This is a genomic window from Micromonospora marina (assembly GCF_900091565.1).
GTDB lineage: Bacteria > Actinomycetota > Actinomycetes > Mycobacteriales > Micromonosporaceae > Micromonospora > Micromonospora marina.
In genome coordinates this window covers 423,286-440,379 of the sequence record NZ_FMCV01000001.1, presented here as the reverse complement: position 1 = coordinate 440,379, position 17,094 = coordinate 423,286, and the positions used below count along the sequence as shown (strand labels likewise).

Below are 17,094 nucleotides of genomic sequence, written 5' to 3'. Positions count from 1 at the left end.
CGGTACGGCCCCGGCGGGGAAGACTGGAGGCATGAAGCGCGCCGCACTGTGGCCGGAGCACAGCCTTCCCGCACACCACGTCCCGCCGCCCTGGCCCGGCCGGCACGTACGCCTCGACGGCACGCTCGTGCACGTCCGCGACACCCCGGCCACCGGTGGCGGCGCGGAGCCCGCGCTGTACGTGCACGGCCTCGGCGGGTCGGCGCAGAACTGGACCGACCTGGCCGGGCTGCTCGCGGACCGGCTCGACGGGCAGGCGATCGACCTGCCCGGCTTCGGGCGCAGCGAACCCGGCCCGCGCTACACGATCCCGTCCTTCGCCGATCGGGTGATCCGGTGGATCGAGCACAGCGACCGGGGCCCGGTGCACCTGTTCGGCAACTCGCTCGGCGGCGCGATCTCGGTCCGGGTGGCGGCGTTGCGCCCGGACCTGGTCCGCACGCTCACCCTGGTCTCACCCGCCCTGCCGTTCCTGGACTTCCGCCGTTCGTTGCAGGGGCGGATGCTCCCGCTGCTGGCGATCCCCCGGGGCGAACGGCTGGCCGCCTGGCGGCTGGCCCAGTTCAGCCCGGAGGTGACGGCGCAGCAGGTGATGGAGGCCTGCGTGGCGGACCTGACCCGGATCAGCGAGCAGCGCCGGCAGGAGGCGATCGACGAGATCCGGATCCGGTACGAGGTGGCCCACTACGCCGCGGCGTACGTGCGGACGTTCCGGGGCCTGGTCGGCAGCTTCCTGCGTTCGTACCTGCCGGGGGAGGGCGCGCTCTGGCGGCAGGCGGCGGCGGTACGGGTGCCCACGCTCGTGGTGGGCGGGCGGCAGGACCGGCTGGTCGACGTGCGGGTGGCGCCGCAGGCGGCCCGGGTCATCCCGGACAGCCGGCTGCTGATGCTCGACGGCGTCGGGCATGTGGCCCAGTTGGAGGTGCCCCGGACCGTGGCGCGGGCGGTGCTCGGCCTGCTGGCCGAGGCGACCCCGTCGCTCGTCACCGGCATGGGGGAGAGCGGAACGGAGCGCGACATGGCAGGCTGAGCCGGATGCCCAGCTCACGCCGTCCTCGTGCCGCCCGCTCCCGTTCCTCGCTCCGTCACTGGCGTACCGCGCTCGTGGTCTGCGCCTTCGTCGTCGCCGCCGCGGTCGGTGTCGGCGCGGCGGTGCAACTGCCGTCGGCGGGTGCGGTGGCGCGGTTCACCGACGGGTTCGTCGCCCAGCCGCCGGCCTCAACGCCGGGACCGTCCATGCCGGGACCGTCCACGCCGAGCGTTCCGCCGTCGCCTCCGGTGGTGCCCAGTTCTCCGGCCGCGCCGGTGCTGACGCTGTCCGACCCCGGTCCGGCGAAGGGCCGGGGCAGCTTCGCGTACGACGAGCGGCCCAGCGGCGTGCTCGGCCGCTCGGGGACGCTGCGCCGCTACCGGGTGGCGGTGGAGAACGGCTCCGGCGAGGAGGTCACCGCCTTCGGTGAGGCGGTGCAGCGGGCCTTGGCCGGCCCGGGCAGCTGGGTCGACGGCGGCCGGTTGCGGTTGCAGCGGGTCGGCTCGGACGACCGGTACGACTTCACGGTCTACCTGGCCACCCGCGACACGGCCGGACGGCTGTGCGGGGCGGGCGGGATCGACATCCGGGTGGGCGGCGTGCCGTACACGTCGTGCCGGGTGGCGGGCAAGGTGGTGATCAACCTGGCCCGGTGGCGTACCTCGGCGCCGCATCTGGTCGACGCCGGGATGCCGCTGGACGCGTACCGCCTCTACGTGGTCAACCACGAGGTGGGTCACCAGCTCGGGCACCGGCACGAGGGGTGCCCGGGTGCGGGCCGGGCGGCGCCGGTGATGCAGCAGCAGACGCTCTTCCTCAAGGGCTGCCGGCCGAACCCGTGGCCCTACCTGGGTGGCAAGCGGTACACCGGGCCGTCCCTCTGAGCGCCGGCTTGTGAATAACATTCGCGGCATAGGTGGCAAAAGCAACTAAATGCCCGAATTGCATGGGACGCTGGGGTCATGACGTCGTCGTCCCGTTACGACAACCCGGCGGCACCGCCACCCGAGCGTCCCACGCGGCGCCGGATGCGCCGGCGCCGGCGCCGCTCGGTTCTGTTGCTGGCGATGCTGCTCGCGGCCCTGAGCGGCGCGGCCGGCGTCACCCGCCTGAACGCGCCGCCGTCCGGGCACACGCCGCTCGCCGCCGAACCGTCGCTGGCCCGCGGCGCCGAGGCCGACGTCCCGGCCGCGGCGCCGACCGGCTACCCCACCGCCGGCCCCGGAACGTTCGCGGTGGCGCAGGGCCGGTCCCCGGTACGCGGGCAGGACGGCCCGCTGCGCCGCTACCGGGTCGAGGTCGAGCAGGGTACGGGGCAGGACGCCGACGGGTTCGCCGCCACCGTGGACGCGGTACTCGGCGACCCGCGCAGTTGGATCGCGTCCGGGGACCTGCGGGTGCAACGGGTGCCCGAGGCGGTCGCTGCCGACTTCACCGTCTACCTCGCCACCCCGGTAACCTCCGAGCGGATGTGCGCCGAGGGCGGCCTGCGCACCGATCGGTACACCTCCTGCCGGCTGCCCGGCCGGGTCGTGCTCAACCTGGCCCGGTGGATGACGGCGGTGCCCGACTACGGCGCCCCGCTGGAGGTCTACCGCACATACGTGATCAACCACGAGGTCGGGCACGAGTTCGGCGAACTGCACCAGGCGTGCCCCGAGCCCGGAGCGCCCGCCCCGGTGATGCAGCAGCAGACGTACGGGCTGGACGGCTGCCTGCCCAACGCCTGGCCGTACGTCGGCGGGACGCGATACTCCGGCGAGCCCACCGACGGCGTCTGAGTTATTCCCGGTCCCGCAGTTCGGGCGCAGTGTCCCTCATCATGGCCGATCCCCGTCCGGGCGAGCGACAATGGCGCGGTCACACCGCCGATTCCGGGGAGTCCACCGTGTCGTTGCCCCCGCTCGTCGAACCCGCCGCCGAGCTGACCGTAGACGAGATCCGCCGCTACTCGCGCCACCTGATCATCCCGGACGTCGGGGTGGAGGGGCAGAAGCGGCTGAAGAACGCCCGGGTGCTCTGTGTCGGCGCCGGGGGCCTCGGCTCGCCGGCCCTGCTCTACCTGGCCGCGGCAGGTGTCGGCACGCTCGGCATCATCGACTTCGACACCGTCGACGAGTCGAACCTGCAGCGCCAGGTCATCCACGGCGTCTCCGACGTGGGCCGGTCCAAGGCGGAGTCCGCCGCGGCGTCGATCCGCGAGATCAACCCGCTGGTCGACGTGGAGATCCACAACACCGCGCTGGACCGGGAGAACGTTCGGGACATCTTCTCCCGGTACGACCTGATCGTCGACGGCACCGACAACTTCGCCACCCGCTACATGGTCAACGACGCGGCGGTGCTGCTCGGCAAGCCGTACGTCTGGGGCTCGATCTACCGCTTCGACGGCCAGGCGTCGGTGTTCTGGGCCGAGCACGGCCCCTGCTACCGCTGCCTCTACCCGGAGCCCCCGCCGCCCGGCATGGTCCCGTCCTGCGCCGAGGGCGGCGTGCTCGGCGTGCTCTGCGCGTCGATCGGGTCGATCCAGGTCAACGAGGCGATCAAGCTGCTCGCCGGCATCGGTGAGCCGCTCGTCGGCCGGCTGATGGTCTACGACGCCCTGGAGATGAGCTATCGCAAGATCAAGGTTCGCAAGGACCCGAACTGCGTGCTCTGCGGCGAGAACCCGACCCTCACCGACCTGATGGAGGACTACGAGGACTTCTGCGGCGCGGTCTCCGACGAGGCGCAGGAGGCGGTGGTCGACTCGACCATCACCGCGCTGGAGCTGAAGGACTGGCAGGACTCCGGCAAGGACATCTTCCTGGTCGACGTGCGCGAGCCCGCCGAGTACGAGATCGTCCGGATCCCCGGCGCGACGCTCATCCCCAAGGGCGAGATCCTGTCCGGCGAGGCGCTGGCCAAGTTCCCGCAGGACCGGCAGATTGTGCTGCACTGCAAGTCCGGCGTCCGCTCCGCCGAGGCGCTGGCCGCGCTGAAGGCGGCGGGCTTCTCCGACGCGGTGCACCTCCAGGGCGGTGTGCTCTCCTGGGTCAAGCAGGTCGACCCGTCGCTGCCCGCGTACTGAGTCTTCTCGATGGGCCCGCCCGGCGTCCCGGGCGGGCCCATCGTGCTCTCCGGCGCCCCTGGCGTGGGCATACGCCGATCGCGGCGACCGCTGGGCCGGGTGGTCCTGACCGAGCTACCGAGGCGTGACGTCGGCCGCGCCAGTACGGTCAGTGCCGTGGTCGACTTGGACGCGGCGATCGGATTCGTCGTCGCTCACGGTGACGCGGTGGACCGCGCCCGCCTCTCCCGGCTGCGCTCCGGCGCTCCGGTGCCGCCCGACGTGCTCGACGCCGCCGAGGCCGGACAGGCGCCGGGCGGTGGCTGGCCCGCCGTCCTCGACGGTGACGTCGCCTCGATCGACGCGACCTGCTTCCGCCTGGCCGAGCTGGACGACCTCGGCGCGCTGGGCCGCCCGGCCGCCCGGCACGCGCTGGACTGGCTGGCCGCCCGGCAACTACCCGACGGCGGCTGGGACGAGGACCCCTCACTGGCCGGGCTCGCCCCCGAGTGGGCCACCCCGGGCGACCCCGAGGCTCGGCTCTACCAGACCGCCAACGCCGGATTCTGGCTCACCGTGGCCGGGCTGGACGCCCGGGCCGCCGGGCCGCTGGACCACCGGGTCGGCGGCGCGTACGCCGGTGTGGTGCAGGCGGCGGCGCAGGCGCTGGCCGCGCAGCTCGCGCCGGACGGAAGCTGGCCGTCGTTCCTGCCGGCCGGCTGGCTCGCCGCCGCGGTGCTGCACCGCCAGCAGATGTACTACGAGTCGGCGCGCATCCAGGCGGTGCTGGCCGACCGGGTCCCGCAGATGTCCCCGGCCGACGTGGCCTGGCTGGCGGCCACACTGCGCCGGGCCGACGTGGGCGAGGAGCAGTGGCTGCTGGTCTCGGCGCGCAGGCGGCTCGCGGAGACCCAGCGCAGCGACGGCGGCTGGGACAGCGACGACGGCCACCAGTTCGACGTGCACACCACGCTGCGGGCGATCCGCGCGTGCCGCCCGAACACACCCGAGGCCCCGGTGTCCGGAGCGCCGTTCGTGGTGCCGCAGACCGCCGAGCTGCCCGCGCCGCCGGCCATACCGGCCCCGCGCCGGCTCCCCGCCTCTCCGCCGTCCGCCTCGCCTGCGCCGCCTGTCTCCTCGCCTCCGTCATCCGCGCCCGTGTCCCCGCCGTCCGCGCCCGTGTCCCCGCCGTCCAGGTCCGTGTCTGCGCTGCCCGCGCCCGTCTCTGCGCCTGGGTCGGCCGAGCCCGCCCCCGCCCCTGCGCCTTCGGCCGCGCCCGCCCCCGCGCCCGCCCTTCCGCTGCCCACGTTTGCCAGCCCTGCCCTGGCTCGCCCGCTGACGGGCCCGGCCGGGGGATCTGCTGCATCGGCGGGTTTCGGTTCCGACCCGTCGGTCCGCCGTGGCCCTGAGCTTTCGTCCGGCCGCGGGCCCGAATCGTCGGCGGGCTTCGGCCCTGACCTGCCCTCCGGTCCCGGCCCCGGCCCGTCGACCGGACCGGTGGCAGCGCCCGCGCTGTCGGCCGGTCCGGACGGTGGGCCGGGCCCGTGGTCTGACTGGATCGTCACGCCCGGCCTGCTCCCCGAAGAGGGCACCGGGATTGCTGCGCGTTCGGTGCCGGACCTGCCACCCGGCCCGGTTATGCCCGGTCTACCTCCGGTGGTTGCGACGCCGCGTGCGGCCCCGGTGTCTCCCGGGACGCCTCCGCTCGCCACGCCGCCGCCGGCGCCCATGGCCCCGACGATCGCCTCCTCGCTGCAGCCCGGCACAACCCCGCCGGTCGACCCCGCCGAACCGGCGGACGGTGGTCCACTCCAGCTCGCGTAGCCCAACCCGCCGATGATCAACACCGGTTCGGCGAAGTGGCGGCATCAGGGGCGCCGGGGTGCCGCCACCTCGCCGATCTGGCGGCGGCCCCACCAGTACGGCGAGGTGGCGCTACCGCAAGCACGCCACGAGCCGGAGCCGGTCAGCGTACGTGGCCGTCCCCGGTGACCACGTACTTCGTGCTGGTCAGCTCCGGCAGGCCCATCGGGCCGCGCGCGTGCAGCTTCTGCGTCGAGATGCCGATCTCCGCGCCGAACCCGAACTCGCCGCCGTCGGTGAAACGGGTGGACGCGTTGACCATGACCGCGGCGGAGTCCACCCGGGCCACGAACTCCCGGGCCGCCCGCTGCGAATCGGTGACGATCGCCTCGGTGTGGCCGGTGCCGTACCGGCGGATGTGCGCGACCGCCGCGTCCAGCGAGTCGACCACCGCCACCGAGATGTCGGCGGAGAGGTACTCGGCGCCGAAGTCCTCCTCGGTGGCCGGGACCACGGCGTCGGAGTGGGCGGCGACAGCGGGCGTGCCGTGCACAGTCACCCCGGCCTCGGCGAACGCGGCCAGCACGGCCGGCAGGAACGCGTCCGCGACGTCGCGGTGCACCAGCAGCGACTCCGCGGTGTTGCAGGTGGACAGGCGTTGGGTCTTGGCGTTCAGCGTGATCGCCAGGGCCTTGCCGAGGTCGGCGGCGGCGTCCACGTACACGTGGCAGTTGCCTACACCGGTCTCGATGACAGGCACCGTCGACTCCTCCACGACGGCGCGGATCAGCGACGCGCCGCCGCGCGGGATCAGCACGTCGACCAGGCCGCGGGCGCGCATCAGCTCCTTCACCGAGTCGCGGGTGGTGGAGTCGAGCAACTGCACCGCGTCCGCCGGCAGCCCGGCACCGGAGACCGCGTCGCGCAGCACCGCGACCAGCGCCGCGTTGGAGTGCGCGGCCGACGAGGAGCCGCGCAGCAGCGCCGCGTTGCCGGACTTCAGGCAGATCCCGGCGGCGTCGACAGTCACGTTGGGCCGGCCCTCGTAGACGATGCCGACCACCCCGAACGGCACCCGCACCTGGCGCAGCTCCAAGCCGTTGGGCAGCGTCGAGCCGCGTACCACCTCACCCACCGGGTCGGGCAGTGCGGCCATCTGGCGCAGTGCGTCGGCGATGGCCGCCACCCGGCCCTCGTCGAGCGCGAGCCGGTCCAGCACGGCCGCGGACAGCCCGGCCTCGCGCCCGGCCGCCAGGTCCGCCGCGTTCGCCGCCAGAACCTCTGCGGTACGCGCCACGAGCGCGTCGGCCATCGCGTGCAGCGCGGCGTCCTTGACGGTACGGGTGGCCGTGGCCAGGGCTTCCGCCGCGTCCCGGGCTCGCCGGGCCTGCTCGACGACGCTCATCGTGCTTCTCCTTCGGAGGTGTTTTCTTAAGGAAGGGCCCCTTATTAACAGACGTCTGTTAATAAGGGGCCCTTCCTTACAGCAGGACCAGGTCGTCGCGGTGGACGACCTCGCGTTCGTACGCCGGGCCGAGCGCCGCGGCGAGTTCGGAGGTGGAACGGCCGAGCAGGCCGGGCAGCTCCACCGCGTCGTAGTTGACCAGGCCCCGGGCCACCGGCGCGCCGGCGGTGTCGACCAGGTCCACCGGGTCGCCGGCGGTGAACGCGCCGTCGACGGCGGTGATGCCGGCGGGCAGCAGCGACTTGCGCCGGCCGACCACCGCCTGCACCGCGCCCGGATCGAGGTGCAGCCGGCCGCGGGGGGCGGTGGCGTGGGCCAGCCAGAACAGCCGGGCTGCGGGGCGGCGGCTGCTCGGGTGGAAGTACGTGCCGACCGGCTCACCGGCCAGCGCCGGCCCGGCCAGCGGCGCGGCGGTGAGCACCACCGGGATGCCGAAGCCGGTGGCGATCCGGGCCGCCTCGACCTTCGTCACCATGCCGCCGGTGCCCACTCCGGCGCGCCCGGCCCCGCCGATGTCCACGCCCGCCAGGTCGCTCTCGCCGTGCACCTCGGTGATCCGGGTGCTGCCCGGCCGGGCCGGGTCGCCGGTCCAGAGCGCGTCGACGTCGGAGAGCAGCACCAGCAGGTCGGCGTCGACGAGCGCGGCGACGAGGGCGGCGAGGCGGTCGTTGTCGCCGAACCGGATCTCGTCGGTGGCCACCGTGTCGTTCTCGTTGACGATCGGCACCGCGCGCAGGTCCAGCAGCTTGCGCAACGTCCGGTACGCGTTGCGGTAGTGCGCCCGCCGGGTCACGTCGTCCACGGTGAGCAGGACCTGCCCGACGGTGCGGCTGTGCCGGGCGAACGCCGCGGCGTACCGGCCGATCAGCAGGCCCTGGCCGACGCTGGCGGCGGCCTGCTGGGTGGCCAGGTCGCGCGGGCGCCGGGTCAGCCGCAGTGGGGCGAGTCCGGCGGCGATCGCGCCGGAGGAGACCAGCACCACCTCACGTCCGTCGGCGGCGAGCCCGCCGAGCGTGTCGACGAGCGCGTCGACCCGGGCGTCGTCGAGGCCGCCCGTCGCGGTGGTCAGCGAGGACGAACCGATTTTGACCACGACCCGCCGGGCCGAGGTGACTGCTTCGCGCACCCGACCATTCTGCGCGCTGCGGTCTGCCACGCCTCGGCGCGTTCCCATATCGTGGCAGCTCGTGACACCTGACGAGTACGTCGAGGCGGTGCTGGCGCTGGTCGAGCGGATTCCGCCGGGGCGGGCGATGTCGTACGGGGCGGTGGCCGACGCGCTGGCCGAGCGCTCGGGGCGGGCGTCGCCGCGGCTGGTCGGTTCGATCATGGCCCGGCACGGTGGTGGGGTGCCGTGGCACCGGGTGGTGAACGCGGCCGGCCGGCTCCCGCCGGGGCACGAGCGCAAGGCCCGGGAACGGCTGCTCGCCGAGGGGTGCCCGCTGCGCGGCGACCGGGTGGACCTGGCGGCGGCGTCCTGGTCACCGGACGAGGGGATGTGACGCCGGCCATAACGTGAGTAGCATTCGGCTCCATGACAGCTTCGGGCCTGCCCCGCCGGGTGCATCTCGGATACGCGCTGGGTTCGCTGGTGACCGGCGCGTTCGGCACCGTGCCCGGGCTGCTCCTGCTGCCGTACCTCACCGACACGCTCGGCGTCGCCGCCGGCCTGGCCGCACTGCTGGTGCTGCTGCCGAAGGCGTGGGACGTGCTCGTCAACCCGGTCGCCGGGCGGATCTCCGACCGGACCCGCTCCCGCTGGGGCGCGCGCCGGCCGTACCTGCTCGGCGGCGGGCTGGCGCTCGCCGTACTGTTCGCCTCGATCTTCGCCGCGCCGTTCGCCGACGGTCCGGCCGCCGCCGCGTACGTGGCGCTGGCGTTCCTGGCGACAGCCACCGCGTTCGCGTTCTTCCAGGTGCCCTACGTGGCCATGCCGGCCGAGCTGACCGCCGATCCGGCAGAGCGTACCCGGTTGATGACCTGGCGGATCGCGGTGCTGGCCCTGGCCATCCTGGTCTCCGGCGCGGTGGCCCCGGCGGTGGTGACCGTGGGCGGCGACGGCGTCCCCGGCCACCGGTGGATGGGCCTGTTCGTCGCCGCGCTGATCGTCGCCGGCACCGTCGGCGTGTTCCTCGGCACCAGGTCCGCGCCGACCGGGACGGTGGGGGAGAGCGAGCCGAGCCTGCGCGCGCAGCTCGCGGTCGCCACCGGCAACCGGCCGTTCCGGGTGCTGCTGATCTGCTTCGTGATCCAGTCCGCCGGGGTGGCCACCGTGCTGGCCGGGGTGAAGTACTTCGCCGACCAGGTGCTGCGCGAGCCGGACAGCGGCCCGACGCTGCTGTTCGCCTGCTTCGTCGCGCCCGCGCTGCTGGTCATGCCCCTCTGGTCCCGGGCCGGTGCCCGGCTGGGCAAGCGGGCGTCGCTCGTCGCCGCTTCGCTGATCTTCGCGGCGGGCGCGCTGGCCCTGGTCGCCGCGCCCGCGCTGCCCGCCGCCGCGGCCTACGCGGTGGTCGCGGTGATCGGCGTCGGGTACGCGGGCCAGCAGGTCTTCGCGCTGGCCATGCTGCCGGACTGCATCGCCTACGACACCGCGCGCACCGGGCGGCGGCAGGCCGGGGTGTTCACCGGGCTGTGGACCGCCGGGGAGACGTTCGGGCTGGCGCTGGGGCCGGGCATCTACGGGCTGGTGCTCCAGCTCTCCGGCTACGTCTCGTCGTCCACCGGTACCGCCGCCGTCCAGTCGGACACGGCTCGGCTCGGCGTGCTGCTCGGCTTCACCGTGCTGCCCGCCCTGCTGGTGGCGATCCCACTGGTGCTGCTGCGCGGCTACACCCTGACCCCGGCCCAGCTGGCCGACGCGCCCGGGGACACCGCGCCCGGCGCCGCCGCCCTCGGGGCCGACCGCGCCGCTCCGGCCGCGCGGGCGTGAACACCGGCCCGTCCACGAGAGGAACCACCCGATGACCGACACGGCAGACGTGGGCGCGCTGCCCGCGCGCGGGACGCCCGCGTCAGACGTGCTGGACGAAATCCGCGCGCTGCGGGCCACCGACCGTCCGACGCACGGCGGGCGGCTGTTCGCGTACGTCTACGACCCCGGCGTGGCCGGACTGGACGAGCTGGCGCAGGCCGCCTACGCGGAGAGCGCGCACGTCAACGGCCTCGACCCGACCGCGTTCCCGTCGCTGCTGGCGATGGAGAACGCGCTCGTCGGCGCCGCCGCCCGCCTGCTCGGCGGCGGCCCGGGCACCAGTGCGCCGGACGTGGTCGGCAGCGTCACCAGCGGCGGCACCGAGTCGCTGCTGCTCGCCGTCAAGGCGGCGCGGGACGCCCGCCCCGACCTGACCGAGCCGCGGATCGTGGCGCCGGCCAGCGCCCACGCCGCGTTCGCCAAGGCGGCGCACTACCTGCGGGTCACGTTGGACACCGTGCCGGTCGACCCGGTGACGCTGCGGCCGGACGTGGCAGCGGTGGCCGCCGCGATCCGCCCGGAGACGGTGCTGGTGGTGGCGTCCGCCCCGTCGTACGCCCACGGGGTGGTCGACCCGGTGACCGGGATCGCCGCCGTCGCGCAGGCCGCGGGCGTGCGCTGCCACGTGGACGCCTGCTTCGGCGGCTGGGCGCTGCCCTGGCTGCGCCGGCTCGGCGCGCCGGTGCCGCCGTTCGACTTCGCCGTGCCGGGCGTCACCTCGATCTCGGTGGACCTGCACAAGTACGCGTACGCCCCGAAGGGCGTCTCGGTGCTGCTGCACCGCGATCCGGCGCTGCGGGCCCCGCAGTTCTTCGCGTACGCCGACTGGCCCGGGTACACGATGGTCAACCCGGTGATCGCCTCGACCCGGTCCGGTGGGCCGATCGCCGCCGCGTACGCCACACTTCGCCACCTCGGCGAGGACGGCTACCTGCGGCTGGCCGCCGCGACCCGGGACGCGGTCGCCGGGCTGGCCGGTGCGGTACGGGCCACCGGCGGGCTGCGGCTGATGGCCGAACCGGACACCACTGTGGTCTGCTTCACCAGCGACGACCCGGGGCTCGACCTGTTCGTGCTGGTCGACGAGCTGACCGCGCGTGGCTGGCACACCCAGCCCCAGCTCACGTACGCCGATCTGCCGGCCAGCGTCCACCTCACGGTGACCGCGGCGGTGGCGCCCCGGGTGGCCGAGTTCGGTCCGGCGCTGGCCGAGGCGGTCGCGGCGGCCCGCGCCGCCGGGCCGGTCGTGCTGCCGCCGGAGCTGCTGGCGCTGGCCGGCAGCCTCACGCCGGAGGCGCTCACCCCCGAGCTGGTGGCCGGGCTGGCGGACGGGCTCGGCCTGGCCGGCGGCGCCGGTGTGCCGGACCGGATGGCGGTGGTGAACACGTTGCTGGACTCCGCCCCGGCGCGGCTGCGGGAACGGCTGCTTGCCGAGTTCGTCGGGATGCTCCAGCGTCCGGCCTGGTGACACGGCGACGCCCGGCCGGCGCGTGGGCGCCGGCCGGGCGGGCGACGGTCAGCTCGCGGCGACCGCAGTCACCGTGAACGAGGTGGTGTTGTCCGACGGGTCCACGTCCTGCGGGTCCGCAGCCCCCCAGAAGTAGTTCCCCTTCCCGGTGAAGGTGCCGGTGCCCAGCTCACCGGCAGCGTCGGTCAGCCGACAGAGGTCAGCTCGACCTCGTTGTCCTCCCGGTTCAGGTCGTTCCAGTAGCGCTGCTGCGAGTCGACGTGGATCACGCGTAGCGTCGGCGGTTCGTCGGCGGTCACCGGATGGTCGAACGTGAACGTGTACGTCCTGCTCGCGCCCACCGACAGGGTGTCCAGCACACAGGCGATGTCTCCGTCGAGCCGCACGTTCCGGCACCGGTCCAGGGCGGAATCAGTCGGTACCGTGTAGCCGTACCAGCCAGCGAACCCGAGCATGCGCACGCTCACCGGCCCCCGGTTCACCACTGTCACGGTGACCGTCACCTTCCGGATCCCCTTTTTGTCCGGCGGCCCGGCCACGTCGTCCCGGGCGGTCATCGTGAGGTCGGTCAGGCGGGGGTCGGTGCCGAACCTCGTGGGTCCGTCGACCTGCCGGAACCGTTCACCGTTCCAGGAGTACGTCCGCCACTGCCGTTGCGGCGCCCATTCCGGCGTGCCGCAACAGGGCTGGACGTCGGCGACGTGCGCCCTGATCTCCCCGCCGTCCCGCACCGAGAACTCGGTGATGTCGCCCATGCCCGCACGGGTGCCGACGACCCGGCCCATGGTGATGACCCGGCCGTCGTCGTCCCGATCGAGGGCGAGCACCTGCTTGCCCGACGCCTCGCCGTAGCGGCAGGCGACGAGGACGACCGTTTCGGCCGCGCCGTCACCGTCGAGATCGACGTACTCCGGACCGGCCAGCAGCGTCGGGACCGAGTCGTCCTGCGGCCCGGCCCGGAGCCGGACGTCGTCGCTGACGCAGGTTTCCGGCGCGTCCGGCCAGGACACGAGGTCGAGCCGGGCGGCGAGCAGCTGGGATCGGGTGATCCGGCCGTCCGGCACGCCCCGGGTCGAGGCGGCAGCGCTCGGCGACGGCGTGGACGGTGGCGGCGACGTGCTCTCGGACGGAGTCGGGGTGACCGTCTGCGCGGGCGTCGGGGGCGGTCCGGGCCGCCGGTCCAGGGCGGCGTTCGCGCCCACCGGGACCACCACGGCGAGCACCACGGCCGTCGCGGTGACCACCGCTGTCCGCCGGCGACGGCGCCGGACCGTGCGCCGGACCGCGGCCGTCCCGGCCGGGTGCACCACCGGCGTGTACGCGGCGCGGAACTCGGCGAACTCGCCGCCGACCAGGATGTCGTCGGGCTCAGTCATGGTGGTTCACCTCGCTCGTGGTGGTGAGCTTCGCCGCCAGGGCGGTCCGCCCCCGGTACAGCCAGGACTTGACGGTGCCCTCCGGCACGTCCTCCTGGGCCGCGATCTGCGCGACGCTGAGATCGGCCAGGTAGTGCAGCACCACGGCGCGGCGCTGATGAGGCGGCAGCTCGGACAGCGCGGCGGTCAGCGCGACCCGGTCCGGCCCCGGCCCCGGGACGTACTCCTCCCGCTGGCGATGCAGCCACGCCTGGGCCGTACGCAGCCGCCGCCAGCGGCTGGTGGCCAGGTTCCAGGCCACCCGGCGGACCCAGGCCACCGGGTCGTCGTAGCGGGACACCCGGGACCAGCGGGCCAACGCCCGGCAGAACGCCTCCTGCACCATGTCCTGCGCATGGGACAGGTCGCCGCAGTAGGCGGTGAGCTGGAGCGTCAGGGACCGGAAGTGCGCGTGGTAGAGCCCGTCGAAGTCGACTGCCTCGCGCCTCTCGGCGCGCCTCGCTGTCCCCTCGGGTGGCTCGTCGAGCATCGGCTCCCTCGTCACCGTCACTGGTCCTCCCCGTATGCGTACCGCCGACGCGGTCACGCCGGTCACACGCCCTGACGCCCGTACCGGTTGCGGTGGTTGCCGTCCGAGCGCGGTGTCGGGCGTCGGGAAACCGGCCGACATCGCGCAGAGCCGCCCCGCGCTCGGGCGGGGAAGACGACGTCGCCCCGCCCGGATCGGCTCCGGGCGGGACGACGGGGGAACGGTTGTCAGCCGGCGATGGTCAGATCGAACGAGACGGCGTTGTCGGCCGGATCGGCCTCGGGCACCGTGATGGTGTCCCATCGGAGCCCGATCCGCCGTCGGCGGGCTGTGGTTGACTGGCACCTCGGAGTTCTGCGAGGGAGGCCAGAGATGCAGGTGCCGGCCGTGCTCGGCGAGCCGATCCGGTTCGTGCTGAACTGGGGCCGCCGCTACTCGCTCTGGGTCTTCAACTTCGGCCTGGCCTGCTGCGCCATCGAGTTCATCGCCACCAGCATGGGCCGGCACGACTTCATGCGGCTCGGTGTGATCCCGTTCGCCCACGGGCCCCGGCAGGCCGACCTGATGGTGGTCAGCGGCACCGTCACCGACAAGATGGCCCCGGCGGTCAAGCGGCTCTACGACCAGATGCCCGAGCCGAAGTACGTGATCTCGTTCGGTGCCTGCTCCAACTGCGGCGGCCCGTACTGGGACTCCTACTCGGTGACCAAGGGCGTCGACCAGCTCATCCCGGTCGACGTGTACGTGCCCGGCTGCCCGCCGCGCCCGGAGGCGCTGCTGCACGGCATCCTGCGCCTTCAGGAGAGGATCGCCGCCGAGCAGTCCGGCGTCGGCGGCGTGCCCCGGCCCGACGCGCTGACCTCCCCGGCGGACGCGGTGGCGCGGCCGGTCGAGGCGCTGACCGCACCACCGGTACGTCCGCCGGTCGGCTGAACCGCCCGGGTGGCGGCGCGGGGTTAGCCTGCGGCTCATGACCGACCTCGCGGAGGAGCGCTCCGCATTCATCGTCGACGTGCTGACCGCGGAGTTCGGCGCGTCCATGGCGATCGACCCGGCGGCGTTCCGCCGCAAGTTCCGCAAGATGGCGGCGTCACCGTTCGCCTTCTACCGGGGCAGCGCCGCGCTGTTCTACGCCGACCAGCGGGGCGACTTCGCCAGCGACCGGTTCCTCGACGGCCGGACCAGCCGGGTGTGGATCCACGGCGACCTGCACGCCGAGAACTTCGGCACCTACATGAACGCCTCCGGGCAGCTCGTGTTCAACGTCAACGACTTCGACGAGGCTTACGTCGGGCCGTTCACCTGGGACCTGAAGCGCTTCGCCGCGAGCGTGGCGCTGCTCGCTACGCCAAGGCGCTCTCCGACCGGGTGATCGGCGAGCTGGTGACCGGCTTCGCCCGGTCGTACCTGGCCGAACTGCGGGCCATCGCCGCGGGCGGCGACGACGCGATCGGTTCGATCACGCTCGACAACGCCGACGGTGTGCTGCGCCGGGTGCTCCAGCAGGCGCGGCTGAACACCCGGGTGGACCTGCTGGCCGCGCAGACCACGATCGACAACTACGAGCGCCGGTTCTCCCTCGGCGACGGCGTCCACGAGATCGACGACGCGACCCGGGAGAAGGTCTGCGCGGCGTTCGCCGACTACCTGCACTCGCTGCCGGACCCGACCACCCGGATGCGCCCGGTGGCCGCCGGCATCAAGGACGTGGTGCTGCGCAAGGGCGTCGGCATCGGGTCGGCCGGGCTGCCGTCGTACAACCTGCTGCTGGAGGGGCACACCCAGGCGCTGGAGAACGACGTCGTCATCTACATGAAGCAGGCGCAGGTGCCGGCCGTGGCGCGGTACGTCGACGACGAGCGGGTCCGGTCGTACTTCCGGCACCAGGGGCACCGCACCGCCGAGTCGCAGCGCGCGTTGCAGGCGCACGCCGACCCGTGGCTGGGCTTCACCGAGCTGGACGGCGTCGGGCAGCTCGTCGCCGAGGTGTCCCCGTACGCGGCGGACCTGGACTGGGCCGACGTGAACGAGCCGGAGGAACTGGCAGGCGTGCTCGCCGACCTGGGCCGGGCGGTGGCCCGGATGCACTCGGTCGCCGACGACGAGTCCAGCCACGACCTCGTCGACTACTCCACCGAGGAGGCGGTCGTCGCGGTCGTCGACGCCGACCCGGAGGCGTTCGTCGGCTATCTGGTCGACTTCGGCCACCGGTACGGCATCCGGGCGCGCGAGGACCACCAGCTCTTCGTGGACCTGTTCCGCAACGGCCGGCTGCCCGGCATCTGAGCCGGCCGGGGCGCGGCGCCTCAATGCGTGAAGTCGAGTACCGCCTTGATGTCCTCGCCGGCCGAGGCGTACGCCTCGCGGTAGTTCGACAGCGGCACCCGGCGGGTGATCAGCGACGTGAGCCACGACTGTTCGGCCTGGGCGAGCGCCTCGGCGGCCATCTCCCAGTGCCGCCGGCCGGCGTTCACCGAGCCGAACACCACGTTGTTCTCCAGCACCAGCTCCCGGTTGAGCGCCCCGGCGTCGAAGTCGATCTTCCGGCCACCGCTGGACACCCCGGTCAGGCAGACGATGCCGGTCGGCGCGGCCTTGCACATCGCGTCCAGCACCACGGTGGGCGCGCCGGTGCACTCGATCACCACGTCCGGCTTCACGTCCAGCTCGGGCACCGTCGCCGTGTGGTACGTCGCCCCGAGCGCGCGGACCAGCTCCGGCTTCGGCCCGGTGGTGTTGCGGTCCAGCACGTGCACCGACAGCCCACGCTGGCTGCCCAGCAACGCGGCCAGCAGCCCGATCGGCCCGGCGCCGGTGACCAGCACGGTCATCGGTTTCCACTCGGCCCGGCGGCCGATCCTCTCGATGTGGTCCCACGCCTTCGCCACCACGCTCGTCGGCTCCAGCAGCACGCCCACCGACGCGAGCGCCGGGTCCAGGCCGACGGCGAACTTGGGCTGCAACCGCCAGCGTTCCCGGGCGAACCCGGGCAGCCCCTTGATGCCGTGCTCGGTGTAGCGCCCGTTGCGGCACATGTCCCACTCGTCCACCGCGCAGTTCGCGCAGGGCACCGGATCGGGGTGGCGGACCACGCCGGCGACCAGGTCGCCGGGGTGCAAGGTGCCGGTCGGATCGTCCAGCACGCGGCCCAGTGACTCGTGCCCGAGCACCAGCCGTTCCTGGCCCGGCGGCGCCTCGCCGTACTCGCCGGCGACGATCTCGTGGTCGGTGCCGCAGACACCGACGGCCAGCGACTCGACCAGGATCGCGCCCTCCTCGGGCGGCGGCTCGGGCCAGTCCTCGACGAGCCGCAGAGAATCCGGGAGACCGGGGGTCACAGTCACAGCACGCACGGACCTCATCTTTCCGCGCGCCGCCGCCGTCCGCCCGGCAAAGCGGCGAT

At 73.9% G+C, this 17,094-nt stretch carries 13 protein-coding genes and 2 pseudogenes; 10 read left to right on the top strand and 5 right to left on the bottom strand.

Annotated features, from left to right (window positions below; all coding sequences use genetic code 11):
* The first annotated feature begins 31 nt into the window (after nucleotides 1–31).
* From GA0070215_RS02090 to GA0070215_RS29620, 5 genes and pseudogenes are all read left to right on the top strand, one after another.
* The gene (locus GA0070215_RS02090; RefSeq protein WP_091041187.1) at nucleotides 32–1,030 is read left to right on the top strand and encodes an alpha/beta fold hydrolase; all 999 of its coding nucleotides are present in this window, start codon (nucleotides 32–34) and stop codon (nucleotides 1,028–1,030) included.
* Between the two features lie 5 nt (nucleotides 1,031–1,035).
* Complete coding sequence (locus GA0070215_RS02085) at nucleotides 1,036–1,914, top strand: DUF3152 domain-containing protein (RefSeq protein WP_091041184.1); 879 nt, start codon at nucleotides 1,036–1,038, stop codon at nucleotides 1,912–1,914.
* 78 nt (nucleotides 1,915–1,992) lie between these two features.
* Entirely contained in the window at nucleotides 1,993–2,811 is an 819-nt protein-coding gene (locus GA0070215_RS02080) for a DUF3152 domain-containing protein (protein WP_026268430.1), read from the top strand.
* Nucleotides 2,812–2,852: 41 nt separating this feature from the next.
* Nucleotides 2,853–4,100 (top strand): adenylyltransferase/sulfurtransferase MoeZ, encoded by a 1,248-nt coding sequence (gene moeZ / locus GA0070215_RS02075; protein ID WP_026268429.1) that lies wholly within the window; start codon nucleotides 2,853–2,855, stop codon nucleotides 4,098–4,100.
* 42 nt (nucleotides 4,101–4,142) lie between these two features.
* Nucleotides 4,143–5,075 (top strand): annotated as a pseudogene (locus GA0070215_RS29620) (prenyltransferase/squalene oxidase repeat-containing protein); the annotation flags it as partial.
* 970 nt (nucleotides 5,076–6,045) lie between these two features.
* On the opposite strand, the gene GA0070215_RS02065 reads toward GA0070215_RS29620, so the two are convergent.
* Both GA0070215_RS02065 and proB read right to left on the bottom strand, forming a co-directional pair.
* Nucleotides 6,046–7,287, bottom strand: a complete 1,242-nt coding sequence (locus GA0070215_RS02065) for a glutamate-5-semialdehyde dehydrogenase (RefSeq protein ID WP_091041179.1) — start codon at nucleotides 7,285–7,287, stop codon at nucleotides 6,046–6,048.
* 76 nt (nucleotides 7,288–7,363) lie between these two features.
* Nucleotides 7,364–8,521, bottom strand: a complete 1,158-nt coding sequence (gene proB / locus GA0070215_RS02060) for a glutamate 5-kinase (RefSeq protein ID WP_091041175.1) — start codon at nucleotides 8,519–8,521, stop codon at nucleotides 7,364–7,366.
* 13 nt (nucleotides 8,522–8,534) lie between these two features.
* Between proB and GA0070215_RS02055 the strand changes: the two genes are divergently transcribed.
* Genes GA0070215_RS02055 through GA0070215_RS02045 form a run of 3 tightly spaced genes read left to right on the top strand, consistent with a single transcriptional unit; the run spans nucleotide 8,535 to nucleotide 11,786 of the window.
* Nucleotides 8,535–8,849, top strand: coding sequence for an MGMT family protein (locus GA0070215_RS02055; RefSeq protein ID WP_018787643.1), 315 nt, complete (start codon nucleotides 8,535–8,537; stop codon nucleotides 8,847–8,849).
* 32 nt (nucleotides 8,850–8,881) lie between these two features.
* Nucleotides 8,882–10,276 carry an MFS transporter gene (locus GA0070215_RS02050; RefSeq protein WP_036346393.1) on the top strand — a complete coding sequence of 465 codons (1,395 nt, stop codon included), beginning with the start codon at nucleotides 8,882–8,884 and terminating at the stop codon, nucleotides 10,274–10,276.
* 31 nt (nucleotides 10,277–10,307) lie between these two features.
* Nucleotides 10,308–11,786: a pyridoxal phosphate-dependent decarboxylase family protein gene (locus GA0070215_RS02045; RefSeq protein ID WP_091041171.1), complete on the top strand. Its 1,479-nt coding sequence runs from the start codon at nucleotides 10,308–10,310 to the stop codon at nucleotides 11,784–11,786.
* Between the two features lie 185 nt (nucleotides 11,787–11,971).
* Here GA0070215_RS02045 and GA0070215_RS02040 read toward each other — a convergent pair whose 3' ends face one another.
* Together GA0070215_RS02040 and GA0070215_RS02035 are read right to left on the bottom strand one after the other, a co-directional pair.
* Nucleotides 11,972–13,162 carry a hypothetical protein gene (locus tag GA0070215_RS02040; protein ID WP_091041168.1) on the bottom strand — a complete coding sequence of 397 codons (1,191 nt, stop codon included), beginning with the start codon at nucleotides 13,160–13,162 and terminating at the stop codon, nucleotides 11,972–11,974.
* The gene (locus GA0070215_RS02035; protein ID WP_091041165.1) at nucleotides 13,155–13,712 is read right to left on the bottom strand and encodes an RNA polymerase sigma factor; all 558 of its coding nucleotides are present in this window, start codon (nucleotides 13,710–13,712) and stop codon (nucleotides 13,155–13,157) included. The genes GA0070215_RS02040 and GA0070215_RS02035 overlap by 8 nt, the downstream gene beginning before the upstream one ends.
* A gap of 351 nt (nucleotides 13,713–14,063) precedes the next feature.
* Here GA0070215_RS02035 and GA0070215_RS02030 point away from each other — a divergent pair, with 351 nt between their 5' ends.
* Complete coding sequence (locus GA0070215_RS02030; RefSeq protein WP_091041162.1) at nucleotides 14,064–14,624, top strand: NADH-quinone oxidoreductase subunit B; 561 nt, start codon at nucleotides 14,064–14,066, stop codon at nucleotides 14,622–14,624.
* Between the two features lie 37 nt (nucleotides 14,625–14,661).
* A pseudogene (locus GA0070215_RS02025) lies at nucleotides 14,662–15,977 on the top strand (DUF2252 domain-containing protein).
* Between the two features lie 20 nt (nucleotides 15,978–15,997).
* On the opposite strand, the gene GA0070215_RS02020 reads toward GA0070215_RS02025, so the two are convergent.
* Nucleotides 15,998–17,044, bottom strand: coding sequence for a glucose 1-dehydrogenase (locus GA0070215_RS02020; RefSeq protein ID WP_026268426.1), 1,047 nt, complete (start codon nucleotides 17,042–17,044; stop codon nucleotides 15,998–16,000).
* Nucleotides 17,045–17,094 lie beyond the last annotated feature (50 nt).